The organism is Companilactobacillus zhongbaensis, from assembly GCF_003946515.1.
GTDB classification, from domain to species: domain Bacteria; phylum Bacillota; class Bacilli; order Lactobacillales; family Lactobacillaceae; genus Companilactobacillus; species Companilactobacillus zhongbaensis.
Window position 1 is genome coordinate 60,927 of the sequence record NZ_RHOM01000003.1, and the last position, 24,917, is coordinate 85,843.

Consider the following 24,917-nt stretch of genomic DNA (forward strand, 5'->3'; position numbering starts at 1 on the left):
GGCCCCGGAGTCGGCAGTGAACCTCCAACCAAAATACTACCTCTATCCCAAACCAAACCACCAAAAATCACCAACAACTACCAAAGCAAAACGCTTCTCGTCTGCCAAAAACTCTCTCACCTCAAGAAAAGCCCCCTCTCACCTCAAGAAAAAAACTCTGAACACGCAAAACGCGTCCAGAGTCAAACTAACTAAGCAGGGATCTTCTTGTAATGCCGAAACATAGCCTCGCGATAAATCTTAGCAATAGTCTTCTCATAATCATCATTAGAAACACCAAAGACAACCTTCATATCGCTACCCTCCTGAATAACCAAACGAACATTGATCAAACTATTGTCCAAATAATCCAAAATCTTACCAGCAATAGCAGGACGCTTGCTCAACTGCAACGAAACCGCAGCCACCAAAGCAATATCCCTATTAACCTCAACATCGTCCAATCCACAAGAGCTACGAAGCTGCGCTAAAATCAAATCCAAATGTGCTTGAACCTCAGCACCTTGGAACAAAAAGCTAAAAGCATCGCTACCAGAAGGAACATAGTTAATAGCTACGTGATACTTTTGCAACACAGCCAAAACTTTTTGCAAGACTTCAATATGCTTATTAAGTTGATATTTTTTAATAGTAATAACAGTATAATTTTTCTTACCGGCAATACCTGTGATGATCTGATCACTGATCATTTCGTGTTCAGAATCAACTACTAATGTACCGCCCTCTTCAGGATGATTTGTGTTCAAGATCTTTGTAGGGATCTTCTTTTCACGTACTGGGCGAACAGCTTCTTCTTGGAAGACGCCGATTCCCATGTAAGATAATTCCTGAAGTTCATCGTATGTCAAAACGTCGATCTTCTTCGAGTGATCCACGATCCGAGGATCAGCCATCAAAATTCCGGAAACGTCTGTCCAGTTTTCGTAAAGATCAGCGTTTAATAAACTTGCTAAGATCGAACCAGAAATATCACTACCACCACGAGGCATTAAGTGAATATTTCCAGAAGCATATGCCCCATAAAAACCAGGGACGAGCAAGTGGTCATTTTCTGCATAAACTTTTGAGATACGGTCAAGCGATGCTTGATAGTCAAACTCATCACCCTTAAAAATCATTACGTCTTTAGGGTCAACAAATTTAAAGTTCAAATATGCAGCCATTAATTTACCTGTTAAAAATTCACCACGAGATACTAAGTAGTCGTGTGAACAATTATTGAGGTTAGCTTTGATCAAAGCTAAGTCAGCTTCGATATTTACATCTAGTTTCAAATCATTTCTGATTTTTAGAATCCGATCACTCACGTGATCGAACAATCGTTGGAAGTCTGTACCCGCTTTGAGCGCTTTTTCCAATTCGATCAACATGTCTGTTACCTTAACTGGTTCTGCGGCACTTTTACCAGCAGCACTTACGACAACGACTTGACGTTCTGAATCACTTTCGATGATATTTTTTACTTTTCTAAATTGATTGGCATCGGCCACAGAGCTACCGCCAAATTTTGCTACTTTCATTATGCGACGGCCTCCTGTTTTGAGATTTTGTTGTTAGCAAGTTTGCTGTTACTGGGTAAACTTACCATGAATGCTGATTCGTCGACTTTGAGAATTGAGTCCATGATCTCATGCATCTTTCCTACAGGGATCTTGTGGACGATAATGTAATTGCCGTTTTGTGCAGGTGCGTAATCTTTAAATAACGAAGCGATATTGGCATCTGATCTTACTAAATAATCGGCACTAGTTAATTCTGGATTGTATTCCATTTTGTTTTCAAAATTGCGTTTAAGATGATCTTTTGCTTCTTTGATATCCAACAAGTCTTGGACGACTGCATTAGCTGTTGGGAACATTCCAGCTCCTTGGCCAAAGAAGTCGAGTTTGCCGATTGTATCTCCGTTCAATGAGATCAAGTTGTAATTGTCGGGTGTGTTAGCTTCCAATGTGTGTTTCACAAATAGTGTTGGTTCCACTACGTAATCAAATTGGTTGCCTTTTTGATGTGTCCGTCCGATCAATTTAACGGAGAAACCATTTTTATCAAAAAATTCTACATCCTTAGCTGTGATGTTTCTGATACCAAATACTGGTAAGTTTTTACGATCTTGAATGTTGATGTTGTAAGCAATGTCAGCACTGATGCAAAGCTTATTAGCTACATCAATACCGTCGATATCAGCACTAGGATCAGCTTCGGCATATCCCAAGTCTTGAGCTTTTTGCAAAACTTTTTCAAAAGACTCGCCATTTTTACTCATTTGGTCCAAAATGAAGTTACTTGTTCCATTAAAGATCCCGGAAATAGAATTGACGCTGTCGATCCGAAGAGCTTTTTCAAGTCCTTGGATCCAAGGGATACCTCCACCAACGGAAGCTTCGAAGTAAAACTTAACGTTATTTTCCCTTGCAGCGTCTGTGAATTCTTTCAAGTATAGAGCGATCACCGCTTTGTTTGCTGTGATGACATGTTTGCCTTGCTTTAATGCTTTCAAAATAAATTCATGGGCCGGTTCAATACCACCGAGTGCTTCTACTACTACGTCTGTTTGTTTATCTTCCAAAATCTCGTTAATGTCATCTGTCATTTCTGGCAAAATACGTTTTTTGTTTTTTCTAATGAAAATGTGACTAACAGAGAGGTTTTGGGTTTGAACATTCGCCTTCTTTACTATTTCATATACGCCTTTTCCAACTGTACCAAATCCTAATATTGCGATTTTCATAGGTTTAACCTCCTGTTATTTATTTAGTGTTCACTATTCATAAACACTTGTTTTTGAATTAAAAACAGGTTACCATATAGACATTCGAAATGCAAGGAGTTATAAACCATGAATAAAAACTACATAAGTACAAGAGATAAAAATATACAAATATCGGCAAAAAATGCTATCAAAAAAGGTTTCGCTGATGACGGTGGATTGTTCGTTTATCCCGAACTATCACAGTTAAAAGTTGACCTGAGTTCACTAAAAGATCTCAGCTATCAACAAATTGCTGCCATCGTTTTAGAGAAACTACTCCCCGACTTCTCCAAAGAAGAAATCGAAGATAGTATCAACAATGCTTATAATAGTAGTTTTGACACCACCGATATAACTCCCGTAGTTGATGTTGACAATTTCCACGTTTTGGAACTGTTCCACGGACCAACTAGTGCTTTTAAAGATGTTGGCTTGCAAATGTTACCTCAACTAATGAAACACGTCTTAGATGACGACAGTAAAGTCATGATCTTGACAGCAACTAGTGGTGACACTGGAAAAGCTGCTTTGGAAGGCTTCAAAAATCTCGAGCACATGGGTATCACTGTTTTTTACCCCCACAACGGAGTCAGCAAGATCCAGCAACTTCAAATGGAGACTACTAATGGTAGTAACACAGAGATCACTGCCATCCGCGGAAACTTTGACGATGCTCAAAGCAACGTTAAGAAGATCTTCAATGATAAGGAGCTCGAAAAAGAATTAGGTCCAAAAGTCAGCTTGTCGAGTGCCAATTCAATCAATATTGGTCGATTGATCCCACAAGTGGTTTACTACTTTGCTTCATATATACAGTTGGTCAATAAGAAGTCGATCAAATTAGGTGACAAAGTTAATTTCACTGTCCCTACTGGAAACTTTGGTGACGTCTTAGCTGGATACTATGCTAAGCAAATGGGTTTGCCTGTTAATAAATTTATCGTCGCAAGTAACGAAAATAACGTCCTAACAAAATTTTTTGAAACAGGCATTTATGACCGTAACATGCCATTTTTCCAAACAGTCGCACCAAGTATGGACATTCAAATTTCCAGTAACTTCGAAAGACTCCTCTATTATAAGAGCAACGAAAATACTGACTACGTCAAGGATCTGATGAACCAGCTTGAATCCACTGGTCGCTACCAAGTTTCCGATGAAGTAATGGCTAATATTAAAAAAGATTTCTACTGTGGTTTCAGTACTGATAAAGAAATCGAACAATCGATCAAGCAAGTTTATCAAGATGAATATTATTTAATGGATCCACATACTGCTGTTGGTTACAAAGTTATGCGTGATTACGAAAAAACTGGCGATAAGACACCAAATGTTTTGTTGAGTACAGCTAGTCCATACAAATTTGTCAGAGTCGTTGCTCAATCTATCTTAGATGCCGTGCCTAATGACGACTTTGATGTGATGCAAAAATTGGCTCAAGTCACAGACATTCCGATCCCTGAAAATTTAGCTAACGTTTGGAACTTACCTACCCTCCACCAAGACGTTATCGATAAAGATCAAATGAAAGAATACGTAAAGTCGAAAGTTGAGGAAGAGTTTTATGATAAGAATTAAAGTTCCCGCTACAAGTGCCAATATTGGCGTTGGTTTTGACTGTATGGGTTTGGCAGTTTCCCTTTACTCATCGGTTGAATTTGAAAAATCTGCTGAAAAATTAGAGATCACTGGTTGTCCGAAAGAATTCAGAAATTCAGACAATTTAGTCTATCAGGCTTTCGTGAAGGCTTGTCGACACTTAGACAAACCAGTTCCTAACGTGAAGATCAATATCGAAAATAACATCCCCGTTGCCCGAGGACTAGGCAGTTCGGCTTTTTGCATCGTGGCCGGGCTTCAAGGGGCTAATGCTTGGTTTGATTCACCGATGGATCGTGCCGAGTTGCTTGATTTGGCCACAGAGATGGAAGGTCATCCTGACAACGTTTCTCCTGCGATTTACGGAAAGCTGGGTGTTTCTTTCATCGATGAACAAAAAGACGTTCAGACAGTTCATTTTGATGTTAATGACCAACTAGAATTCGTTACTCTGATTCCCGACTACCAAGTGAGCACGGAAAAAGCTCGGGAGATCTTACCTTCAGAAATGAGCTATCATGAAGCAATTTATCAAGTCGGTCATGCAGTCGCCCTTTCTAAAGCGATGGAATTAGGTGACCTCAATTTGATCAGGGAAAGTATCATCGATAAAATGCACGAACCATATCGTTCAAAATTGATCCCTGATTATCAAAAAGCTAAAGATATTTGTCAGCAAGCTAATGGTACAATGTATATTAGCGGCAGCGGCTCCACTATGATGGCAATCGTCAACAGTAGTGAAGATGCCGAACAAATAGTTGCTAACGCAAAAAAAGACTTCCCAACTTGGGAAGTCAATCATGTAAATGTTGATACTAATGGAGTAATGAGCGAGGTAATTTAAAGTGGAGAAATACTACATTGTTGACGGTTCGATCTTGCCCGAATCTTTTGATAAGGTGATCAGAGCTCGTAAGTTGATCGAAAGTGGAAAAACTCATCAAGTTAGTGATGCTGTTAAGCAGGTTGGGATCAGTCGAGGTACTTATTACAAGTACAAGGATCTGGTTTTCTTACCTGATGAGAATCGTACGACTCGAAAAGCTTTGGTTTCGATGATGCTTGAACATGAGCAAGGTTTGCTGTCGAAGGTTTTGGTGATTTTGTCGGATGCCAATGCTAGTGTTTTAACTATTAATCAAAATATTCCTATTCATGATTTGGCTAGTGTGGTTTTATCGTTTGATATTAGTAATTTGTCTGGTACTATTGATGATCTGCTTGGGCAGTTGAAGGATTTTGATGGGATCAGTAATGTGCAGTTGATATCGATAGAGTAGCTTTAAGTCTGTTTCCTTTTTTGGGAACAGGCTTTTTTTCTTGAGGTGAGAGAGTTTTTGGCAGACGAGAAGCGTTTTGCTTGGGTGGAGTTTTGATGTTTGTTTGGTGGATTGGGATAGTGGTGGTAGTTTGGTGAGGTGGTTCACTGCCGGCTCCGGGGCCCGGGGATACAGCCGCTGGAACGCTGCCGACTCGATTTGAGCTCCTCGAAGAAGTGCACTTCGACGATCTCAAATACGAGTCTTATTCTAAGCGATAAATCGCTAAGAATAATTTGGCGACTGAGGGCTGTATCCCCAGACCCCTCCGCCTAGATGGAGGTAAGCCAATCCCCCCCCTTTTTTTATTTTGACCGATTTTTTTTAATCAAGTTGGCACTTTTAGCGCGTCCTAGTATTTTCGGTCTATCTCAGTTTCTTCTTTTACTTGTAAGATCAAGTGCTAGTTCAAGACCTTTTTCTCTCTGCCCTTCGTTCCTTTTTTTGCTCGCGTGCTGGGGCTTCTCCCCCGCACTCTCGCGATGACCCTTTTTTTTTTTACTTTGGCCAGGCTATGTACATTGCCAATAGTACTCCGAAGGCTCCTACTATGTAGCAGGTTTTTGATAGTAGTTGTTTTTTAGGTGGGTTCCTGTTACTAGGAATACTATTCCTACTATGAAGGCTACTACCATGAAGACGAATTCCATCAATATTTATTGCTCCTGACTTGGTTGGGATTTTTTGTATTTATTTTATGTGTTTAAGATTGTTCAATGATTGTTTATTGTTCTTACTTTTATTACTTGGGTTACTATTTTTTTATTGAGTTATGCCAGATGTTGCCCGCTTTGTTGCGGAGACGAGCTGCGGGGCACAGCGGCCTCCGGTTAACACAGGTGGTCGCGGCGCTGCCTCGCAGCACCTCTGTGCGACCACCCGCGTTAATCCTCAGCAACTGAACGTGCCCCTTCGCTCTCTTGTTTATACCCTATCTGAAAAGTATGACGATTGTTTGAATTTGCTATGTTCTTTCTTAGGGTTTTCTTATTTCCTTAACTGTAATAGACTTTAGGTGTTACTCATTGAGGAGAGATATTATGGCTAAATTTTCATTATTGATTACGCTTTTTGCCGCGCTGGCTACTCCTTTGATTTTGGCTCGTTTTCGAATTACTCGAGTGCCTGGTGCGGTTTCTGAAATTATCATGGGGATCATTATTGGTAAGACTGGTTTGAATTTGGTTCAGCCTGATATGACTTTGCGTTATTTGGCTAACCTAGGTGTTATTATGTTGATTTTCCTTGGTGGTATGGAGATTAATTTTTCTTTACTTGAACCGGCTAAGAACAAGGCTAAAGCTAAGGCTAAGGAGAGTTCTCCTTTGGGGATCGCTTCGCTTGGTTTTTTTAGTATTTTGATTCTTTCTTTGGCTCTTAGTGGAATTTTGTATACAACCGGCATTTTTAATAACTTTATCCTAGCAACGATTTTGTTCTGTACTATTGCTATGGGTGTACTGATTTCTTTGTTGAAAGAAACTGGTTTGCTTGATAAAGAGTATGGTCAGACTATTTTGCTTACGGCTGTTTTAGGTGAATTTATTCCGTTAGTTGCTTTGACTATTTATTCGGCGGTCAAGCAGAAGAGTTATATTTCCGCTTTCGGTTTGCCGGTTATTTTCTTGATTGCAATCTTTTTGCTTCGGCGATTTAAACCGGTCTTTGGTTTCTTTGAACAGATCGATAAGACTACCACACAGTTAGATATCCGCTTGGCATTTTTCTTGATATTTGCCCTGGTTACTTTTGCCGAACAAATCGGTGCCGAAAGTATCTTGGGTGCTTTCTTAGCTGGAGCGGTTATGAAGTTGCTTCAGCCTAAGGAAGATACGATGGATAAGTTGAGTTCGATGGGATACGGATTTTTCATCCCGATTTTCTTCATTGTTACTGGAGTTAATCTCGATCTTCGTTCCCTCTTTGCTAATCCGAAAGCTTTGATCCTGATTCCGGTATTCTTGATAGCTTTCGTTATTTCAAAAGCCATCGTTTACTTGGTCTTCAGACACCGTTTTGGCCATCGTTTGGCTTTAGCTGCCGCTGTTTTAACTGCGACAACTATCACCTTGGTCCTTCCTATTTTGGAAGTCGGCAAGAGTTTGGAACTGATCACAGAGACTCAAGCTGGTGCCATTACTTTAGCGGCCATTATTACATGTCTAGTTTGTCCAACTTTATTTAACAAAATTATTGATAGTAAACGTGCTTCTTAAAAAAAATATTTGGATGGCGAAAAAATTTCGTCATCTTTTTTTATTTGATAAATTATAAACAAAATTTTTCCAGATCTGACATGCCATGATTCAATGTGCTTGTTATACTGAACCCGAATCAGAAATGTAGCGATAACAACACTTTTTGAAAAAATATTTTTTTAAAGTATAAATAATTTGATCCGTGTTAAAGTTACTGATGTACACTTGATTTATTCAGTCTCAATTTCATTGACGTTAACTACGATTGAGAGTTGGGAGGCTAAGATTGGCCAGCAAAATTTTATCGGCAAGATCTGCCACTTCACACATTAGGAATTTCGGTATCTTATTATCGATCAGCAGTCAAATTTTATGGGGAACGGCGGGAAACGTCGCGCAATATCTTTTCAACTCGACACACATGTCAGTCACTTGGATCATCAGTTTTCGGCTGTTGATAGCCGGGATAATTTTATTAGCTTTCACTTGGTTGACGCACGGGACCGACTACGTAATGGCTGTTTGGAGACATTTAAAAAGCAGCATCTCCTTACTGACTTTCAGCATCTTAGCAATGCTTGGCATTCAACTGACTTACTTCATGACTATCAAATATAGCAATGCTGCGACGGCAACGATTTTACAGTTTACTTCACCGGTTTTGATCATTGCATATGTCGCTTTAAAAAAACGAAAACTACCTTCGTTGCTGCAATCGATCACCGTCGGATTAGCCGTGATCGGTACCTTCCTCTTGATCACCCAAGGAGACCTCAGTACCTTATACGTTCCTTTAGCAGCAATCATTTGGGGCTTTTTACTAGCTTTATCTGACTCACTTTACATTTTGATGCCCATTAAATTGCTGCACGATTATGGCACTCTACCAGTAGTCGCATGGTCATTTTTCATCGGCGGCATCATTATGAACTTCGTTCAACCAATCTGGGTCGGCGCCCCCAAGATGAGCTGGGATATTTTCTGGATCTTATTCTTCATGGTCGTTCCAGCCACAGTCTTTGCTTACCTAATGGAATTACAAAGTATCCCGCTACTTCCTCCAGTCACAATTTCATTACTGCAGGCAGCTGAACCAATATCAGCAACTCTGATTGCCGTGATTTTCATGGGAGTCAGTTTCAACTGGATCGGCACTTTAGGAATCATCTTGGTCATCGGTACCGTCTTCGTTCAGTCTATCCCATACCATAAACGTCCATTAAAGCCACACAAAACAATCGCCAGATCGCAAGGCGCATAAAAAAAGAGTTTGAGCAGGCCATCATAGTCTGCATCAAGCTCTTTTTTTTAATATTTTATTGTATACAACATTCATCATTCGCTAGCTTCAGTTAGCTCCTGTATACTAACGACCTTCTTCAAAGTCGACAACCAATCCTTAGTCATCGTAGCGCTAGCCTTGACCGAATTTTGTTCAGCCAAAGCCTTGAGCAATGCCTCATGATTAGTAGTGATCTTGAAGTTTTGATGATCAGCATCTAGCAACTTGATCATCGATAATTCATAACGATAAATATGATTGTACAACTGATTCGAAAACTTAGTCTCATAATCGTTGTCAGCAATAGCTAAAATTTGTTGGTGAAAAACCCGATCAGCCTTCAAAATAGTCGTTAACTTATTGGAATTCAAAGACACACGATACTTCTTCTCCAAATTGGCAAGCTTTTTAAAACTAGCTTCATCGATCCGAGAAGCAGCTTGATTAGCAGCCAGGCCCTCAATAACGGCCATAGGCTCAAACAAATCAGCAATATTATCAGCATCTATCGGAGCAACTCGAGTAATCTTCCCCGCAGCGATCACAACAAGTCCCTCTTCATTCAATCGAAGCAAAGCTTCACGAATAGGCGTCCGAGAAACAACAATAGACTGAGCTAATTCAACCTCAGCCAGCTTTTCCTCAGGCATCAAAGTACCATTAACGATCCAGTCTTTGATCTGCTCATAAGCCTTATCCTTGGCAGTTTGTTTTTGAAACGGTTTTGACGATGGTATTGGCATAACTTTCCCCTTTAAAAACGACTCTTGTATACAGGATACCATAGTTCAAAAGCCGATAGCTCGGCTTTTTAAAAACAATTCATTCAAAGCAATAAAATCCATCAAATATGACATCATCTAGATTGTATGCGTTAATCACTAACTCAAAAAATACCAGGCGAGAGTGCGTGCAAAAGCACGCGAGCTCAAATCAATAAAACAAAACATAAAAAATGATACACAAGTTATAACAACCATAAAAGACAATTTGGCTTTTGATTTGGTCTCGGGTTTAGTTTTGATTTTGGCTTTGACTTTTTGAACTTACCAGAAAAGATAGAAACTGAGATAGACCGCAAAAACTAGGACGCGCAAAAAGTGCCAACTTGTACAAAATAAATCGGTCCCAATCAAAAAAAAGGGGGATTGTTGCACTATCTAGACGGAGGGGCCTGCGATACAGCCCTCAGCACCTAAATTTCACTTGGCAATTCATTGCCTAGTGAAAGACCGAGTTTTGAGATGTTCGGGCGATCTTCCCGAATAGCTCAAAATCGTGTCAGGTGCGTTCCAGCGGCTGTATCCCAGGACCCGGAGTCGGCAGTGAACCGCCACACCAAACTACCACCTCTATCCCACCAAACAAACATTAAAACATCAACCAAGCAAAACGCTTCTCGTCTGCTAAAAGCTCTCTCACCTCAAGTACTGCAACAATCAAAAAAAATCGTGCTCCAGGCATGGCCCGGCGCACGATTAAATAATGTTGAGTTAAATAAAACTTGAGTTGTACTTACTATCCAACTACAGAAACTGTAGCTGTTGTTACTCCGTATGAAGGAATACTTGCGTTAGGCATAGCAACGTCTAATTGATAAGGGTTGCTATAAGCAAATGTTCCTGTGTCATTAACTGTTCTGTACATTGTTGTACCGTCAGCCAATGTGATCATCAATCTTGTACCCTTAGGGAAGATTGATAAGTTGGCAGCAACGCCACCGTAACCCATGCTTGAACCTAATACAGCTGGATCATAGAAACTAATTTTGAAAGTTCCCTTTGATTGTGAAGCTGCTGGAGCTTGAGTTTGTGCACTTTGTGTTTGGGCTGGTTGTTGTGCTTGAGTTTGTTGTGCTGGTGCTTGTTCTTGAGCTGGTGCTTGAGTTTGTGTTTGTTCAACATTTTGTTGAACTGCAGTTGTTGTTGGGAGCGTTACGATGTCTCCAGGGAAGATCAAGTCGAATCCTCCGATTTCACGTCCGTTTGCTTGCTCTAATTCAGCGATTGTTACGCCGTTAGCTTCGGCAATACTCTTGTATGTGTCACCTGCAACAACAGATACATGGTTACTGTCCACAGTAGTAGCAGCTTGAGAAGTACTTGTCTTGATCCCGAAAGCTGTTAATGCCATTGCACTTACAAATGCAAATGATAATACTTTTTTCATAAAATAAAAACATCCTTACTTTTCTTTAAGATTAGCTCTTTGCTATGAAGAGTACTATAACAGGTGAATGTTACATGCATAGGGAATAAAAATTACAATTTCCACCTTTTATGTAACCTTAGTAATATGGCTGTAATCTATTTTTTCAAAAAGCTTTAATAGCAAGGATTTCAAGGGTCGAGCATTTTATACTGGACAATTATATGCAAATAAAAAAGCCCTGATAGTGGGCTAAATATTGAAAATTCTGTATATTTTTCGATTTATCGTCTCGGATAAAACTTAGCTAATTCAAAAGTCATGTGGATCAATTCGAAAGAATGGTTGATTTGTAAACGTGAAAAATCAAAATCTCCTGTGTTGAGTTTCATTAATTCCATGATATCTTGGAATGCTTGCGCCATTTGAAAATAGTACATGTTACTAATTGGCGTGAATTTTAGGTCAATTTTATTTTGATTCCAAACTGGCGGTTCGATCGGTGGCTCGATCAGTTTTTTGATGAATGCCGCGTCATCTTGGTTCCAACTTGGGATCCCGTAATCTTTGGGGTTCAGTCTTCCTCCATAACCTACTCCATAGGTTACGGCTAAGTTTAAGATCCAAGTCATTTTATCTGGGAATAACATTTTTTTAGCTAATGCTGCAGCTAAATAAAGCGCACTAATATAAGGTGAGTGGTTGGGGTCACCTTTTTGATCGATGTCATCAATGATGGCAAACGCGTTGTTCAAGTATATATTTTTGTTGGCTTCAGCGTTGACTAGTTGATCCAGCGTTTCTTGTTCATACGTTTCGATCATGCCATGATCGATCCATTCTTTGGTTTTTTTATTTTCTCGACCTGTCATGCTTAGTAGCATGGCGTTGCGATCCTGTTTTAGCAGTTCTACTATTTTTTTTGAGTCTGCTGTCCACGGGATTGCTAGTTCATCTTTTTGCATTACTGAGTAGTATGTTGTTTCTTTCATTTGATCACTTCATTTGAGACTTTATTTTGTTTCTACTTATAATATAGCCCTTACAGTGTGGTTTAACGCAAGCTTTTTATTGAAATGTTTTTAAATTTAATTTGGTATTGGATGGTGGTGGTAGTTTGTGTGGTGGTTCACTGCCGGTTCCGGGGCGGGGCGCTATATGGGATTGGCTTCCCTAGTTGTTCGGTGGCGAAGCCACCACCAAGAACCAGTTGCGCAAGTGCGTCAGCACTTACGTTCCATTATTTGGCTACTGAACCCATATAGCGCCCCGCCCCTCCACCTAGATTTGTCATCAATATTCTTTTTTTGGTCGGCTCCCTATTCTTTTTGATCAAATTGACACTTTTTGTTCTCCCTATTTGTTGCTGGTCTATCTCAAGGTTCTTCTTAATAGTAAAATCTAAAGCATTAAACCCCAGAACATTTTAATCTGGATAAATATGAAGTGCTTAATATAAACCTAAAAATCCCACTTCTTTTTTTTGAAGTGGGATTTTTGCTTCTATATATAACGTTTTGTCGATTAGTTACTTTCGTAGCTTTCATTTTTAGGCTAATTCTCATTACCTTCTTTGATTGCTGGTTCGCGGCTTCCTAGTCTTACTTTTTCTACTGTGTGGACCTTTTGTTCTAGGTCTTCTTCTTTGAAGCCGAATAAGTAGGTGCAGGTGAAGCCTACTACTAGAGCTGCTGCTGAGGCTATTAGGTAGCCTGTGAAGCTGCTGTCTATTCCTGATGGGTTGATGAAGGATGCGAAGCCTATTAGTGAGCCGGCGAAGCCCCACATGTCTACGTGTAGTAGGCCTGTTAAGAAGCCTCCTACTGCTCCACCTATGTTGGCTGTCCAGAATATTCTTCCGTATTTTAAGTTGATTCCGTACATAGCTGGTTCAGTTATTCCGGCGAAGGCTGATAGTGTTGCTGCACCTGCGATTTGTTTGATGGCTATATTTTTTCTGGTTTTGAAAAATACGGCCATTACTGCTGCACCTTGAGCTACCATGGTTGCTGAAACTATGGCATTTAAGGCACTGTGTCCTGTGGTTGCTATTTGACTCGCTACTACTGGGATCACTGCCCAGTGTAATCCGAAGATTACTAGGCATTGATACAATCCACCGATCAGTAGTCCGGAAAGTGCAGGACTGAAGGCTAGTAGCGATACGATTCCACTTGCTAATAGCGAACTCAAGAATGTGATGACTGGTCCGACGATGACTAAGATCACGGCACTTACTACGAATACTTCGATCAGCGGACTGACGATCATTCTGATCGATGCGTTAATGTGTTTTTTCAGCCATGGTTCGATGATTGAAGCTAACCAAGCTGCTGCAATCATTGGGAAGATCGAGTAAGTGTAGTTGGCTACGTGGATCGGCATTCCGAAAAAGTCGGCATTGAGGTTCATTTGACTGCTGGCTGTTTTGGATGCTAGCTGAACTAAGGTTGGATATGCCAGAACACCACCGATCACGGCGACGATGATCTGATTGGCTCCTAGTCGTTTGGCAGCGGTAAAGCCAACTAATAATGGTAGGAAGTAAAATACTGCATCCCCCATTGCGTTGATAATCATGTAGGTGTTGCTTGATGCACTGATCCAGTGGAACGACACGCATAGGGCTAATAATCCTTTTAAAATACCGGATGCTGCCAATAGCCCGATAATTGGCATCATGCTGGCGGTGATCACACCGATCAAGGAACTGAAATAAAATTTAGTCTTTGGCCAAAATCCCTTGGGTGCTTCTCTTTTTTCAGTTGGTGCTGATTTAGTTTCATCACTAAAAGCTGGTCCGAGAGCTTTGATCACCGCATCGTATGCTTCTTCTACTTTTGGTCCAATGACTACTTGATATTGTCCACCGGCACGAGCAACATCTAGCACACCGTTGAGATTTTTAACAATTTTATCGTTGGCCTTGCTGTCATCCTTCAAATAAAATCTAACTCTAGTAATACAATGAATGACATTATCGATATTATCAGCTCCACCAACATTTTTAATGATGTCCTTAGCCAAGGTATCAAAATTGACCTTGCCTTTGCGTTTCATCGTTGGCTGATCTCCTGCATCTTCAGTTAATAAGTTAACTGTTGCAGCGTTGCCACCGACTACGACTGAACCAAGTGTTGGTTGTAAACTTTTTACCATCTTAGCGGAATTGGTGATGGCGACGATGATGTCAGTCGCTTTTCCTGCTTTTTTGATGGCATCGATGTCCATCGTCGCAATATCTTGCCCAGCATGAACGACGTCACCTTCTGAAACTAGCACGTCAAACGGATCACCATCTAATTCGACTGTGTCGACACCCATGTGGATCAATACTTCTAATCCATCATCGGCTGCGATTCCAATAGCATGTTGTGTTGGTGCAACGAGCATGATACTACCAGAAATTGGTGCTTGGATCTCGGTATCGTTAGGAATGACCCCGAATCCATCACCCATTGCTTTTTCCGAGAACATCGGATCATTGACTTCGGTAATGTCGATCACCCGACCACTAGCTGGAGAAAGCAAGGTTTCTTCATTTTTCATAATTACACCCCCGAATGCTCAGAGTTTTATTTACATTCTTTATTCTAGCTCAATGAAAGCGTTTTTTTTAGTCGATTTAAGAAATTATTTTATATAAAAAATAGTATTATTTTTCACAAATATTGTTTTAAATTATAAAAAGGATAATAAAGACTTTTTGCCCCTGATTGATATTTTTGATTATGAAACCTACACTTAACTATAGGAGGTAGATATAAATGAATCCACTTTATCTCACTGTTACAGACAAACATATCAAGTACTCTTACGAAGATGTGAATGACAAAATTACGATTGATAAAGTTTATAACATTAATGCTGCCAAAACTTTAGGAGAAAACTTAGATAACTTTAAAACTAAGCTCCCCGATTTTTTTGACGTTGTCGTGATTCTCAACCCGATCGATGTTGAATTACGTGATACTATCGTTAGCTGTGGTAACCAACCGATCGACATGGGGCTTACGATGGAAAATTTATTACATATCCCAACAGTTGGTGTTCATGACGTTGCTCGATTAGGGCTAAAACAAGCTGCATCGACCGAGATCGAACATGCCGGTTGGCATCTTGACTACTATGGCTCATATTCCGGCAAACGCCAATATGGTCAAGAATCATTACAAACCATCGGGAATGGTTACTTTGGACTTCGTGGTTCCTACGTCGAAGCGCGTGAATCGGATGACTATTACCCTGGAACTTATGTTGCCGGTGTTTTTGATCAATTAACGACAAATATTAATAATCGCGATATCGTCAACGAAGACTTAGTTAACTTGCCTAATGCCCAGTTTATGACTTTTAGTATCGATGACGGTGACCCCTTCAACTTGTCACCAGATGTGATCGAAAATGTTTACCGTTCGCTCGATATGCGGACTGGTGTTTTGACGATCACCATGATCATTTCTTTACCAAACGGGAAACGGCTCAAAGTCGTAACAAAAAAAGTTGCCGATATGAAAAATTATCACAACTATGCTTTGCAATATACCGTTCAACCGCTCAATTTCTCCGGTGAAATGAGGATCTTTTCTGAAATTGATGGTTCAATCGAAAACTCAAACGTTGAGCGCTATCGTTCTTTCAATGGTAAACACATCGTGGTTGACGACACCAAAGTAGACGGACACCGAGCACTATTGTTAGCACATACGAAAAATTCTCACGTCAACATCGCCGTGGGAACAAGGATCCAATGTCCTAACACCAATGATTCCGAGCTGTCTTCTAACCGATTCCAAGAAAAAATCGCTCAATCGATCGGTTTCCATGTCGTTGAAGGCAGAACTTATACCGTTGAAAAAACCGTCAGCATGTATACTTCACTTGAGACTGATTCGTCGCTAGAATTTGCCGTCAATGACCACTCTCATCACAAAAACTTTGCGGATGCAGTGGCTAACTCAATGCGTTGTTGGCAAAAGATCTGGAGCAAGGTCGATATTGAACTTACCGGTGACATTACTGCTCAAAAACTAGTCCGGCTCAATGAATTTCATGCGACAGTTTCAGCTCAAGAACACGTCAACAAAGATCTCGATGCTTCTGTTGGTGCCAGAGGACTACACGGTGAAGCTTATCGGGGACATATTTTTTGGGACGAATTATTTATCCTTCCTTACTATACGATGCACTTCCCTGCTCTAACCAAGCATTTATTGATGTATCGTTACAACCGACTCAATGCAGCTAAAGAATACGCTGAACAAAATGGCTACAAGGGTGCCATGTATCCTTGGCAAAGTGCAATGTACGGTGATGAACAATCACAGTCCCTCCACTTGAATCCGATCACCAATCAGTGGGATCCCGACAATTCCAGAAAACAACGGCACGTTTCTTTGGCCATTGCTTACAACATTTGGAATTACTACAACATGACTCACGACAATGAATTCATGAAGCAACACGGACTAGAAATGTTGCTAAACATTGCCAAACTGTGGCTCAGCATGGCCGAATATGATCCAAAGACCAAGCAATACAGCATTTCAAACGTCATGGGACCAGACGAATTCCACGAAGGATACCCAAACGCTAAAGAATCCGGCTTAAAAAACAATGCTTACACTAACATCATGACTAGCTGGTTATTCAATACACTCAATCGCTTGTTAGAAAGTGAACCGGATGACGTTGTGACAGAAAACTTCAAGCGGGCCGATTTCACTGAAGACAACTTGAACGCGATGAAAAACATCGGCCAAGACCTAGAGCTTGAATTCAATTCGGACAACATCCTCGGCCAATTCGCCGGTTACTTCAAACTAAAAGACATCGACTTCGACTACTACAGACGTCAATACGGCGACATCTCCAGAATGGACCGGATCTTAAAATCTGAAGGAGACTCACCCGACAATTACCAACTAGCAAAACAAGCCGATGCACTAATGGCACTCTACAACTTAACCGAAAAAGATTTCATGGGGATCTTAGATCAAATGGGTTATCACATCGATGATCCAACCAAATTCATCAAAGACAATGTCAATTACTACTTACAAAGAACTACCCACGGATCCACCCTATCGCGGATCGTATATTCAATGCTAGCTTTGAAAGTAAATGACACCGATCTCTCATGGAAACTATTTTACGAAGCATTAACTAGTGACTACTATGACATCCAAGGAGGAACTACCGCCGAAGGGATCCACCTAGGAGTAATGGGTGCAACCTTAAACGTTGTAACCTCATACTTCGCCGGTGTTGACTTCAGAGGTGACCAACTAGTAGTAGAGCCAAACTTCCCAGAAGCCTGGCACACGATCAGCTTCAATCTGACTTATCACGGAGTTCGCTTCTACTTCACAGTATCTAGAGACGCTATCATCGTGAAAGCCGATCATGCAGCATCGATCAAAGTAGTAGGCAAACAAATAACCTTAAATGAAGGGGAAGAAAAAACAGTGGGATATTAAAAGAAACAAAATAGCTCACGACATGAACTAACAGAAAAATCCATCAACTAAAAAACGACACATCAAAAATCTTTTGATGTGTCGTTTTGTTTGAAAATTATATTATTGATCTTTAAATTAATCGTAACTCACGTAATTCATAGTAAATCCCACTATGATTATTATCTTCTTTAGTAATAAACTTGGCGTTTTCCTTAGCAACTGAAAGTCCATTAATCATCGCGATGGGATTATCCACTTTTTTAAACATCGGAATATCATTATTGCCATCACCAAATGCATAAGTAGGAATTCCTTGCAGGTCAGCTTCTTCAATCAAACTAGTAATGCCACCAGCTTTAGAAACACCTTTCAAAACCACATCAAGTCCCCGAGGATTATTCCGATAAAACGTCAATTGCGATCCAAAGATTTCTTCATATTTATCTTGATGATCATTTTTACCTTCGGGAGTGTAAACAAATGAAAAGTTGATCTGATTATTCTTATAAAAATCAGGATCAATGATCTTTTCCAAACCTAAGGCTTTATAGTTATCGTCGACCATCGGTGAGTCAGCAGAGACTGCACATTCTTTATTATTGTAAAAAGCCACTTCTTCATTATAGTGACTGGCAAAGGCAAGCAATTCTTCATTGACCTTTGTCGGAATTTCCTCAACTACGATAGGTTTGTTTTCAAACACAACGTAGCTGCCATTTGCGGTGATAAAGGAATCAAACTTAGCTTTTTTGATCAAGTTCTCGATTTCGAATTCGTTTCTCCCGGTAGCAATAACTGGCAAAATATCATTTTCCCGCAACAAGTCCAGTGCTAACAAATTGCGATCCGACACCTGCTTATCATCATTGAATAAGGTCCCATCTAAATCAAAAAAAACGATTCCTTTATATTTTTTCATAATTCCATTCCTTTCCGATCTATGTTACTATCGATCGTCAGAAATTGTTGTATATCATTATCCAATTCCCTTTACTTTGTTTTAACATGAATGTGGGAAAAGGTCACTTCTGACGCTCTGTCCAACTTTAATTTTATATTTACAGAAATAATTATTGGCTTTACAATTATTTTAACATTATTTTTTAATTATTTTTTTCAGTTCAATTTTCATCAAATTCATTATAGTAGTGTTATCATGTTCTAAATCAAATTGAAGGGAGGTCTGCTGATGATCGATCTTACTAATGGAAAACCTATGAAGGTTATTTTTCTTTATACGATTCCACTGTTGTTAGGAAATTTCTTTCAACAGTTTTACAGTTTTATTGATACTTTGATCGTCGGGAAAACTATTAGTGTCAATGCCCTAGCTAGTGTCGGAGCTACCGGTGGGTTGACGGCCTTAGTCATTGGGTTCGCCCAAGATATTACTAGTGGACTGGCGATTTTGACCGCCAAACGATACGGTGCCGGCGATATGCAAGGAGTCACTAAGAGTTTTGCGTCGGGGATCATTATTTCTTTAGGTATCACCGTTGTCTTTACGGTGATTGCTGTGACGATTGCTTATCCACTATTGGTGATCATGCAAACACCAAAGGAATTGATCCACGATTCATTCATATTCCTTGAAATCATCTTTGCTGGTATTTTCTCATTCGTCGGTTTCGACTTTTTAGGAAATACCATGAGAGCACTGGGAAATACACGTGTTCCCTTATTTTTCTTGATAGTAAGTACCGTTTTGAACATCGGTTTGGAATTAATTTTCATTCTCGTATTTCATATGGGTGTTGCTGGTGCTGGTCTAGCTACGATCGTTGCGCAGACTATCACCTTCATCACTTTGTACATTTACATTTACTTCAAATTTCCATATTTGATCCTAAGTCGGAGCGACTTTAAGATCGATAAAAAGGAAATCAAACAACTACTGTCGATCAGTATGCCCATGGGATTTCAATCATCTATCATCGCCATCGGTGCCATCATTTTGCAATTCATGCTCAATACCTTAGGTGCAGATGCCGTCGCTGCTTACACCGTTGCTGGCCGGATTGAACAAATTGCCACCTTGCCAGCCATGAGTTTCGGAATTTCTCTAGTCAACTACACCGCCCAAAACTTAGGTGCCAAGAAATACCCACGGATCTTACAAGGAGTTAAACAAGGTATAATCTTATCGGTCGGTTCCAGCGTCACGATTGGAATGTTGCTAGTCTTCTTCGGAAAAAACATTTCCCAACTATTCATGAATGGCTATCAACCAAAGATCTTAAATCTAGTACAAACGTATTACTACTTCAACGGAACCATGTACTTCATCTTATCAATTTTATTCATCGTCAGATATACACTACAAGGACTTGGCAATCAAAAAGCACCAACAATCGCTGGAATAGCCGAATTGATCATGAGAGTCTTCGCCAGCGTAGTATTGATCAAAGCCTTCGGTTTCTTAGGAGCAGCCATGGCCAACCCACTCGCCTGGATTGGATCAACACTAGTCTTAATTAGTACGTGGAATTTGACCATAAAAGAATTGAAACGAAAAAGAATGCAGTTGCATGAGAGAGTTGAAGAAATGGAATAAAAACAGAGAGTGGAGAGACGCGGGTAGCTGCTGAGGATTTAGGGACTGTCAGCACCCAAGGTGCGGCGAAGCCGTGCCTGCTGACAGTTTCTAAACCGGAGGCCGCTGCGTCTCGGAACTCGTTTCAGCATCCTTGAGGATAAACATAAAAAAACACTATCCAAAACCGCTGCAAGTTTAGCAATCATAAATAAAAAGCACTATCCAATTAACTGCAATTTTTGCCGGCAAAAAATGGACAGCTCTTTTCTATACAGCCGAAGCCGTGCCGCGACTACATGTGTTAACCGGAGGCCGCTACCTCGCGGAGCTCGTTTCAGCATCCTTGAGGATAAAAATAAAAAGCACTATTCAATTTGCTGCAAGTTTAGCAATCATAAATAAAAACCACCATCCAAACCGCTGCAAGTTTAGCTATTAAAAATGGATAGCACTATTCCCCATCGATATATCCGGACCTAGAATACCCATGTCAAACGCATCTCACCGTTTGTCGAAACCAGCTTCCTTCATAACAAAACAAAAAAGCGTATCCCAAAGCGAAAAACGCAAACGGATACGTTTTTTATTCCATCACAAATTAATCCCCCGAACAGCCTCATGCAAAGCATCTTCACTAGCAGCACACTGTCCAAGATAATTCAAAAATGAATGTCCCATACCACCGTAACGGACAAAATCAACTTTTTCACCAGCAGTCCCCACTTCTTCCGCAAACGACTCAGCTTGCAAGCGAAGTGGATCAAACTCACCTACCAAGATTTTCAAATTTTTAAAAGTTGTCGGATCTGCATAAAGCGGCGAAATGATCGGTGAAGTCAAATCAATATCATTACCGTTCAAATATAAATGCGTCATGATTCGATCAAGTTGTTTATGTCGCAAGTAATCTTGCCGCAAAAACTTGCGCTGATTAGGATTAATTGCGATTCTCTGATCATCCCAAAGTGGTCCGTTCAAATCAGAACCTTGAACTACCGTCGGATAAAATAAAATATGATTTTCAAAATTAGCAATTCCTAACTGCGACAACATTTGACTGGCACCCAAGCCAATACAAGCTCCAGCTGAATCCCCCATCAAAGTAAGATGTGGACGACGTTTATTAACTAAAGAAGTCACTGCTAAGACGTCCAAAATCGAATCAGGATAAGGATTTTCGGGACATTGATGATAATTTACGCAGTAAATAATACCATCGTAAATTTTGGCGAGCATTTTTAAAATAGTCATAAATCCCGTTGAGCCTTCATTATAATAAGCTCCACCATGAACATAAATTATGGCGTTGTCACTGGATTTTACTTGGTCACGATAGATCTTAAAAAATTTAACTTTTCTTCCCATTTCATTGGCGATAAAAGGCTGTACATTAATGTCATCCAGATATGCTCGAGCAACTGTCCCAGTATCAAAGGTTCGCATGTCAGCATGATGCTCCTTCAATCCCGCAGCATTAGTTTTTTTCAGGCCCGCCAAAAAACGTGGATCATAAGTGTGGGCATCTAACCGGTCTTTGACGATCATATTGACTCCTTCGATATGCGGGATATCCACTGGCCCAATGTGTTGCAATCGTTGTAATTCCAAAACATACTCATTTGCGATCATAATGATGACTCCTTTTAAAAAGTAGTTGCACAAACGTTTAAATAATTTTATTTATTAAATCAAGAACTGTAATCATTATAAATTATTAAATAAACCGTGCAGACTAAGTATTTAAAAGAATCTTTTTAAAAATTGAAGAAAATTTTCTAGAAAAATCAAGTAAAAAGCCTCCCTATTTTTTGAAGTTAGGTGTAATAAATAGTTATCAAAAAAAGCGGAACAGACAAGCATACTCAATGAGTAAGTTATCTGTTCCGCTTTTTAATGAGCTTATCTAAATACTGGCTTACTATTACGATATTGAATATCCTCAACACCGTCCAACACATTAGCATAACGAGCAGCAGCGAAGAAGTAATCTGAAAGACGGTTGATAAACTTCAAAACGTAATCGTTGATCGGTTCATCTTGAATCAAGGAAACGATCGTTCTTTCAGCACGTCTAGTTACCGTTCTAGCATAGTGCAATGAAGATGCAGTCTTTGAGCCACCAGGCAAAATAAATTTTTGCGTCTTAGGAACATTGGCAGTATATTCGTCGATTTTCTTTTCTAGCCAATCAACGTACTTGTGATCTTCGGTAAAAATGAATTCGTGTTTCTCATCGTTTTGCGAAATAGCCAAGTCAGTTCCACAGTCGAACAACAATTGTTGGATCTCAGTCAATTCATCACCGAGTTCTTTAGTCTTATCACTCAAGTTGGCAATGACCATCCCAACGAGTGAATTCAATTCGTCGACTGAACCGTATGCTTCAACACGTTTGTCAGACTTGAACATAACATCATTTCCGATAATTCTAGTCTTACCTTTGTCACCAGTTCTAGTATAAATTTTCATAAGTTCCCTCTCATTCTATAATTAAAAAAATTTATTCAGCAATGCTTTTTACAATCGTATTGTTTCATTATCTTACTTATTTAATCACGGTGCAATTATTTCTCTCGGGCAATTTTCCAAACTGCTTGCTTCAAAATATTTCTTTTATGCTTTGGTATATAGTTTTCAAATCCAAGGCCATCCATGATGCCCTTTGTTTGATGATCGATAGTGTAATATTTAGCAGTCATGAATTGCTGCGGGATTTTCTCTTCGATCGATTCAAATCGGTAAAACTCGATTGGACTCGTAATCAAAACTTTCGTAAAATCAGCGGCACCGATCTTCGCGATTGCCTTTTTCTCGTCAGCCTCCGTCCAAATATTTTCGTAAACATCGATATTTTTCACTTGTGCATGAGCATTTAATTCCTTGGCTAAATTACTCTTCAAAAAAACGATCTGGTCATCTTCGGCTAAAATATCGTTCAAATCTGAGATCAATTGTTGCTGATTTTCGACTGGTAAGACAAAGACGTTTGTAAAGTGAAACTGTCGTAATAATCTGGCGGCACCAGGACTAATAACATAAATTAATTTATCAAGTGATACATCAGATTTCACCAACGCTTGAATAGCCAACATGCTCGTCACTACGATGGCCAGACTATCGTCTATTATTTGATATTTTTGCTTGATCCAAGGCAAGTACTTGATCCGTTTTAATGGTAGGAAAACCGGATTCCAGTTGTATAGTTCGAGCAACATTTCATCGTCGAATTTGTCCTCGGGATAAGTCAGCAAGATTGCCATTTCATCGACCCACGTTTCTTTTTATTAACTCAAAATTCTTTCCGTCATTACTAGTGTACTCACTAAAGCATCCAGCATCAAAGTGAATATCCCAAAAAACCTCGTCTGATTTCAGCAAAGTTTGTTCGATCACCCGCAAAGTTCCCAAGTGAGCTACTAATAAAATGTTTTCTTGCTTTTTAGCCAACGCAGTTTGTAGGATATTGGCTAAACTAGCTTGCACGTGCTGGCGAAATACATAATAATCTTCCGCCTCAGGTGGTACGTAATCAAACGGTTGATCGAGCCACTTTTGCCATTCTTCTGGATAAGCAGCTTCGATCTCATTAGCGTCCATCCCTTCCCACTTACCAAAACCTTTTTCATTCAGACCTGGTAGTTGGAAGAGTGGGACATCTTTTTTTAATGCCGGTTTAATGGTCTGATATGTCCGCTTTAGCCCACTACAATAAGCAACATCAAACGTCAGCCGATGATTAGTAATTGCTTGGGCTAAGTCTTGAGCTTGTTGCAATCCCTTTTCGTCTAACAAAACATCGCTTGTACCATAAAACTTTTTTTGTAAATTCCAAGCTGTTTCTCCGTGACGGGCTACGATCAATTTCATAGTTGCACGACCGCGGCATAACCAATCATGAACAATACTTGGCAAATGCTGGCATAAGCTCCCAAAGTGTCACCAGTGAATCCTCCGAGTTGCTTGTTGATCCAGTGCTTATAAACGAGAACGAAAATGGCAGCTAAAGCATATCCGACCAGGCCTTTCCAGCCTAAAGCTAAGACGATAACAATGATGGCTAACAGTTGACTGACTGCTGCACGCCAAGGGGCAATTTTACCCCAGCTTTTTAACAAGCCTTTCTCATCATCAGAGTTGATGATCCTCAAAAAAATCAAGGAAATACCAGTCTTCGTGTTCATGATCGTGATGGCCGCGAGGAAGACATTGGTCCACAAGCTAATGTGACCACTGACGAAATAAGTTACACCGATCATGATGGCATAGTAATAGATCAGCGCTAATGCCCCCATCGTTCCTAGTCGGCTATCTTTCATGATCTGATACATTTTTTCTTTACTACGGGAACTAAACATCCCATCAGCAGTATCAGCTAAAGCATCCAAGTGAAAACCACCGGTAATCATGCCATCGATGACAAGTAAGAATATCCAGCACAGCCAGGTCGGAAATAAGAAACTCAAACCATAAAAACAAAGCGCTTCAATAGCACCTAAAATCAAGCCAAAGAGCGTTAAATATTGGATCCCACGGTTAAATTTTTCCTGTGGCTCATCGATTGGAATTGGGATCGGGATCCGTGTAAAAAACTGTCCATACAAAATTAATGATGTGATCAAAAT

19 protein-coding genes are annotated in these 24,917 nt (G+C 40.0%); 7 read left to right on the forward strand and 12 right to left on the reverse strand.

The annotated features are described in order from the left end of the window. Window positions 1–191: 191 nt before the first annotated feature. Window positions 192–1,520 carry an aspartate kinase gene (locus EKM69_RS02255; RefSeq protein ID WP_125707691.1) on the reverse strand — a complete coding sequence of 443 codons (1,329 nt, stop codon included), beginning with the start codon at window positions 1,518–1,520 and terminating at the stop codon, window positions 192–194. Next, window positions 1,520–2,728, reverse strand: a complete 1,209-nt coding sequence (locus tag EKM69_RS02260; RefSeq protein WP_125707693.1) for a homoserine dehydrogenase — start codon at window positions 2,726–2,728, stop codon at window positions 1,520–1,522. Before EKM69_RS02260 ends, EKM69_RS02255 begins: the two co-directional genes overlap by 1 nt. Before the next feature lie 108 nt (window positions 2,729–2,836). On the opposite strand from EKM69_RS02260, the gene thrC reads away from it, so the two are divergent. The 5 genes from thrC (at window position 2,837) to EKM69_RS02285 (ending at window position 9,129) form a co-directional block, all read left to right on the forward strand. Continuing rightward, complete coding sequence (thrC, locus tag EKM69_RS02265; RefSeq protein ID WP_125707695.1) at window positions 2,837–4,327, forward strand: threonine synthase; 1,491 nt, start codon at window positions 2,837–2,839, stop codon at window positions 4,325–4,327. Further along, window positions 4,314–5,195 (forward strand): homoserine kinase, encoded by an 882-nt coding sequence (thrB, locus tag EKM69_RS02270; protein ID WP_125707697.1) that lies wholly within the window; start codon window positions 4,314–4,316, stop codon window positions 5,193–5,195. The genes thrC and thrB overlap by 14 nt, the downstream gene beginning before the upstream one ends. A gap of 1 nt (window position 5,196) precedes the next feature. Beyond that, window positions 5,197–5,631: an ACT domain-containing protein gene (locus EKM69_RS02275; protein ID WP_125707699.1), complete on the forward strand. Its 435-nt coding sequence runs from the start codon at window positions 5,197–5,199 to the stop codon at window positions 5,629–5,631. 1,079 nt (window positions 5,632–6,710) lie between these two features. Continuing rightward, on the forward strand, window positions 6,711–7,886 hold the full coding sequence (locus EKM69_RS02280; RefSeq protein WP_125707701.1) for a cation:proton antiporter: 1,176 nt from the start codon (window positions 6,711–6,713) through the stop codon (window positions 7,884–7,886). A 268-nt stretch (window positions 7,887–8,154) separates the two neighbouring features. Further along, window positions 8,155–9,129, forward strand: a complete 975-nt coding sequence (locus EKM69_RS02285) for an EamA family transporter (RefSeq protein WP_164505824.1) — start codon at window positions 8,155–8,157, stop codon at window positions 9,127–9,129. Between the two features lie 74 nt (window positions 9,130–9,203). On the opposite strand, the gene EKM69_RS02290 is transcribed toward EKM69_RS02285, so the two are convergent. The 4 genes from EKM69_RS02290 to EKM69_RS02305 form a co-directional block, all read right to left on the reverse strand. Beyond that, window positions 9,204–9,893 (reverse strand): GntR family transcriptional regulator, encoded by a 690-nt coding sequence (locus tag EKM69_RS02290; RefSeq protein ID WP_164505825.1) that lies wholly within the window; start codon window positions 9,891–9,893, stop codon window positions 9,204–9,206. A 775-nt stretch (window positions 9,894–10,668) separates the two neighbouring features. Further along, on the reverse strand, window positions 10,669–11,283 hold the full coding sequence (locus EKM69_RS02295; RefSeq protein WP_404825387.1) for a DPBB and LysM peptidoglycan-binding domain-containing protein: 615 nt from the start codon (window positions 11,281–11,283) through the stop codon (window positions 10,669–10,671). Window positions 11,284–11,582: 299 nt separating this feature from the next. Further along, the gene (locus EKM69_RS02300; RefSeq protein ID WP_125707709.1) at window positions 11,583–12,290 is read right to left on the reverse strand and encodes a hypothetical protein; all 708 of its coding nucleotides are present in this window, start codon (window positions 12,288–12,290) and stop codon (window positions 11,583–11,585) included. Between the two features lie 562 nt (window positions 12,291–12,852). Continuing rightward, window positions 12,853–14,847: a glucose PTS transporter subunit IIA gene (locus EKM69_RS02305; protein ID WP_125707711.1), complete on the reverse strand. Its 1,995-nt coding sequence runs from the start codon at window positions 14,845–14,847 to the stop codon at window positions 12,853–12,855. Between the two features lie 218 nt (window positions 14,848–15,065). On the opposite strand from EKM69_RS02305, the gene EKM69_RS02310 reads away from it, so the two are divergent. After that, window positions 15,066–17,777 (forward strand): glycoside hydrolase family 65 protein, encoded by a 2,712-nt coding sequence (locus EKM69_RS02310; protein ID WP_125707713.1) that lies wholly within the window; start codon window positions 15,066–15,068, stop codon window positions 17,775–17,777. 112 nt (window positions 17,778–17,889) lie between these two features. Here EKM69_RS02310 and EKM69_RS02315 read toward each other — a convergent pair whose 3' ends face one another. After that, window positions 17,890–18,678: a Cof-type HAD-IIB family hydrolase gene (locus EKM69_RS02315; protein ID WP_125707715.1), complete on the reverse strand. Its 789-nt coding sequence runs from the start codon at window positions 18,676–18,678 to the stop codon at window positions 17,890–17,892. 270 nt (window positions 18,679–18,948) lie between these two features. Between EKM69_RS02315 and EKM69_RS02320 the strand changes: the two genes are divergently transcribed. After that, on the forward strand, window positions 18,949–20,313 hold the full coding sequence (locus EKM69_RS02320; RefSeq protein WP_125707717.1) for an MATE family efflux transporter: 1,365 nt from the start codon (window positions 18,949–18,951) through the stop codon (window positions 20,311–20,313). A 573-nt stretch (window positions 20,314–20,886) separates the two neighbouring features. On the opposite strand, the gene EKM69_RS02325 is transcribed toward EKM69_RS02320, so the two are convergent. From EKM69_RS02325 to cobS, 5 genes are all read right to left on the reverse strand, one after another. Then, window positions 20,887–21,924, reverse strand: a complete 1,038-nt coding sequence (locus tag EKM69_RS02325) for an alpha/beta hydrolase fold domain-containing protein (protein WP_225423811.1) — start codon at window positions 21,922–21,924, stop codon at window positions 20,887–20,889. A gap of 270 nt (window positions 21,925–22,194) precedes the next feature. Next, a complete protein-coding gene (locus tag EKM69_RS02330) occupies window positions 22,195–22,764 on the reverse strand; it encodes a cob(I)yrinic acid a,c-diamide adenosyltransferase (RefSeq protein ID WP_125707719.1) in 570 nt (189 codons plus the stop codon). 95 nt (window positions 22,765–22,859) lie between these two features. Continuing rightward, window positions 22,860–23,555, reverse strand: coding sequence for a uroporphyrinogen-III synthase (locus EKM69_RS02335; RefSeq protein ID WP_125707721.1), 696 nt, complete (start codon window positions 23,553–23,555; stop codon window positions 22,860–22,862). Window position 23,556: 1 nt separating this feature from the next. Then, a complete protein-coding gene (locus EKM69_RS02340; RefSeq protein WP_125707723.1) occupies window positions 23,557–24,162 on the reverse strand; it encodes a histidine phosphatase family protein in 606 nt (201 codons plus the stop codon). Further along, complete coding sequence (cobS, locus tag EKM69_RS02345) at window positions 24,159–24,914, reverse strand: adenosylcobinamide-GDP ribazoletransferase (RefSeq protein ID WP_125707726.1); 756 nt, start codon at window positions 24,912–24,914, stop codon at window positions 24,159–24,161. Before cobS ends, EKM69_RS02340 begins: the two co-directional genes overlap by 4 nt. Window positions 24,915–24,917: the final 3 nt, after the last annotated feature.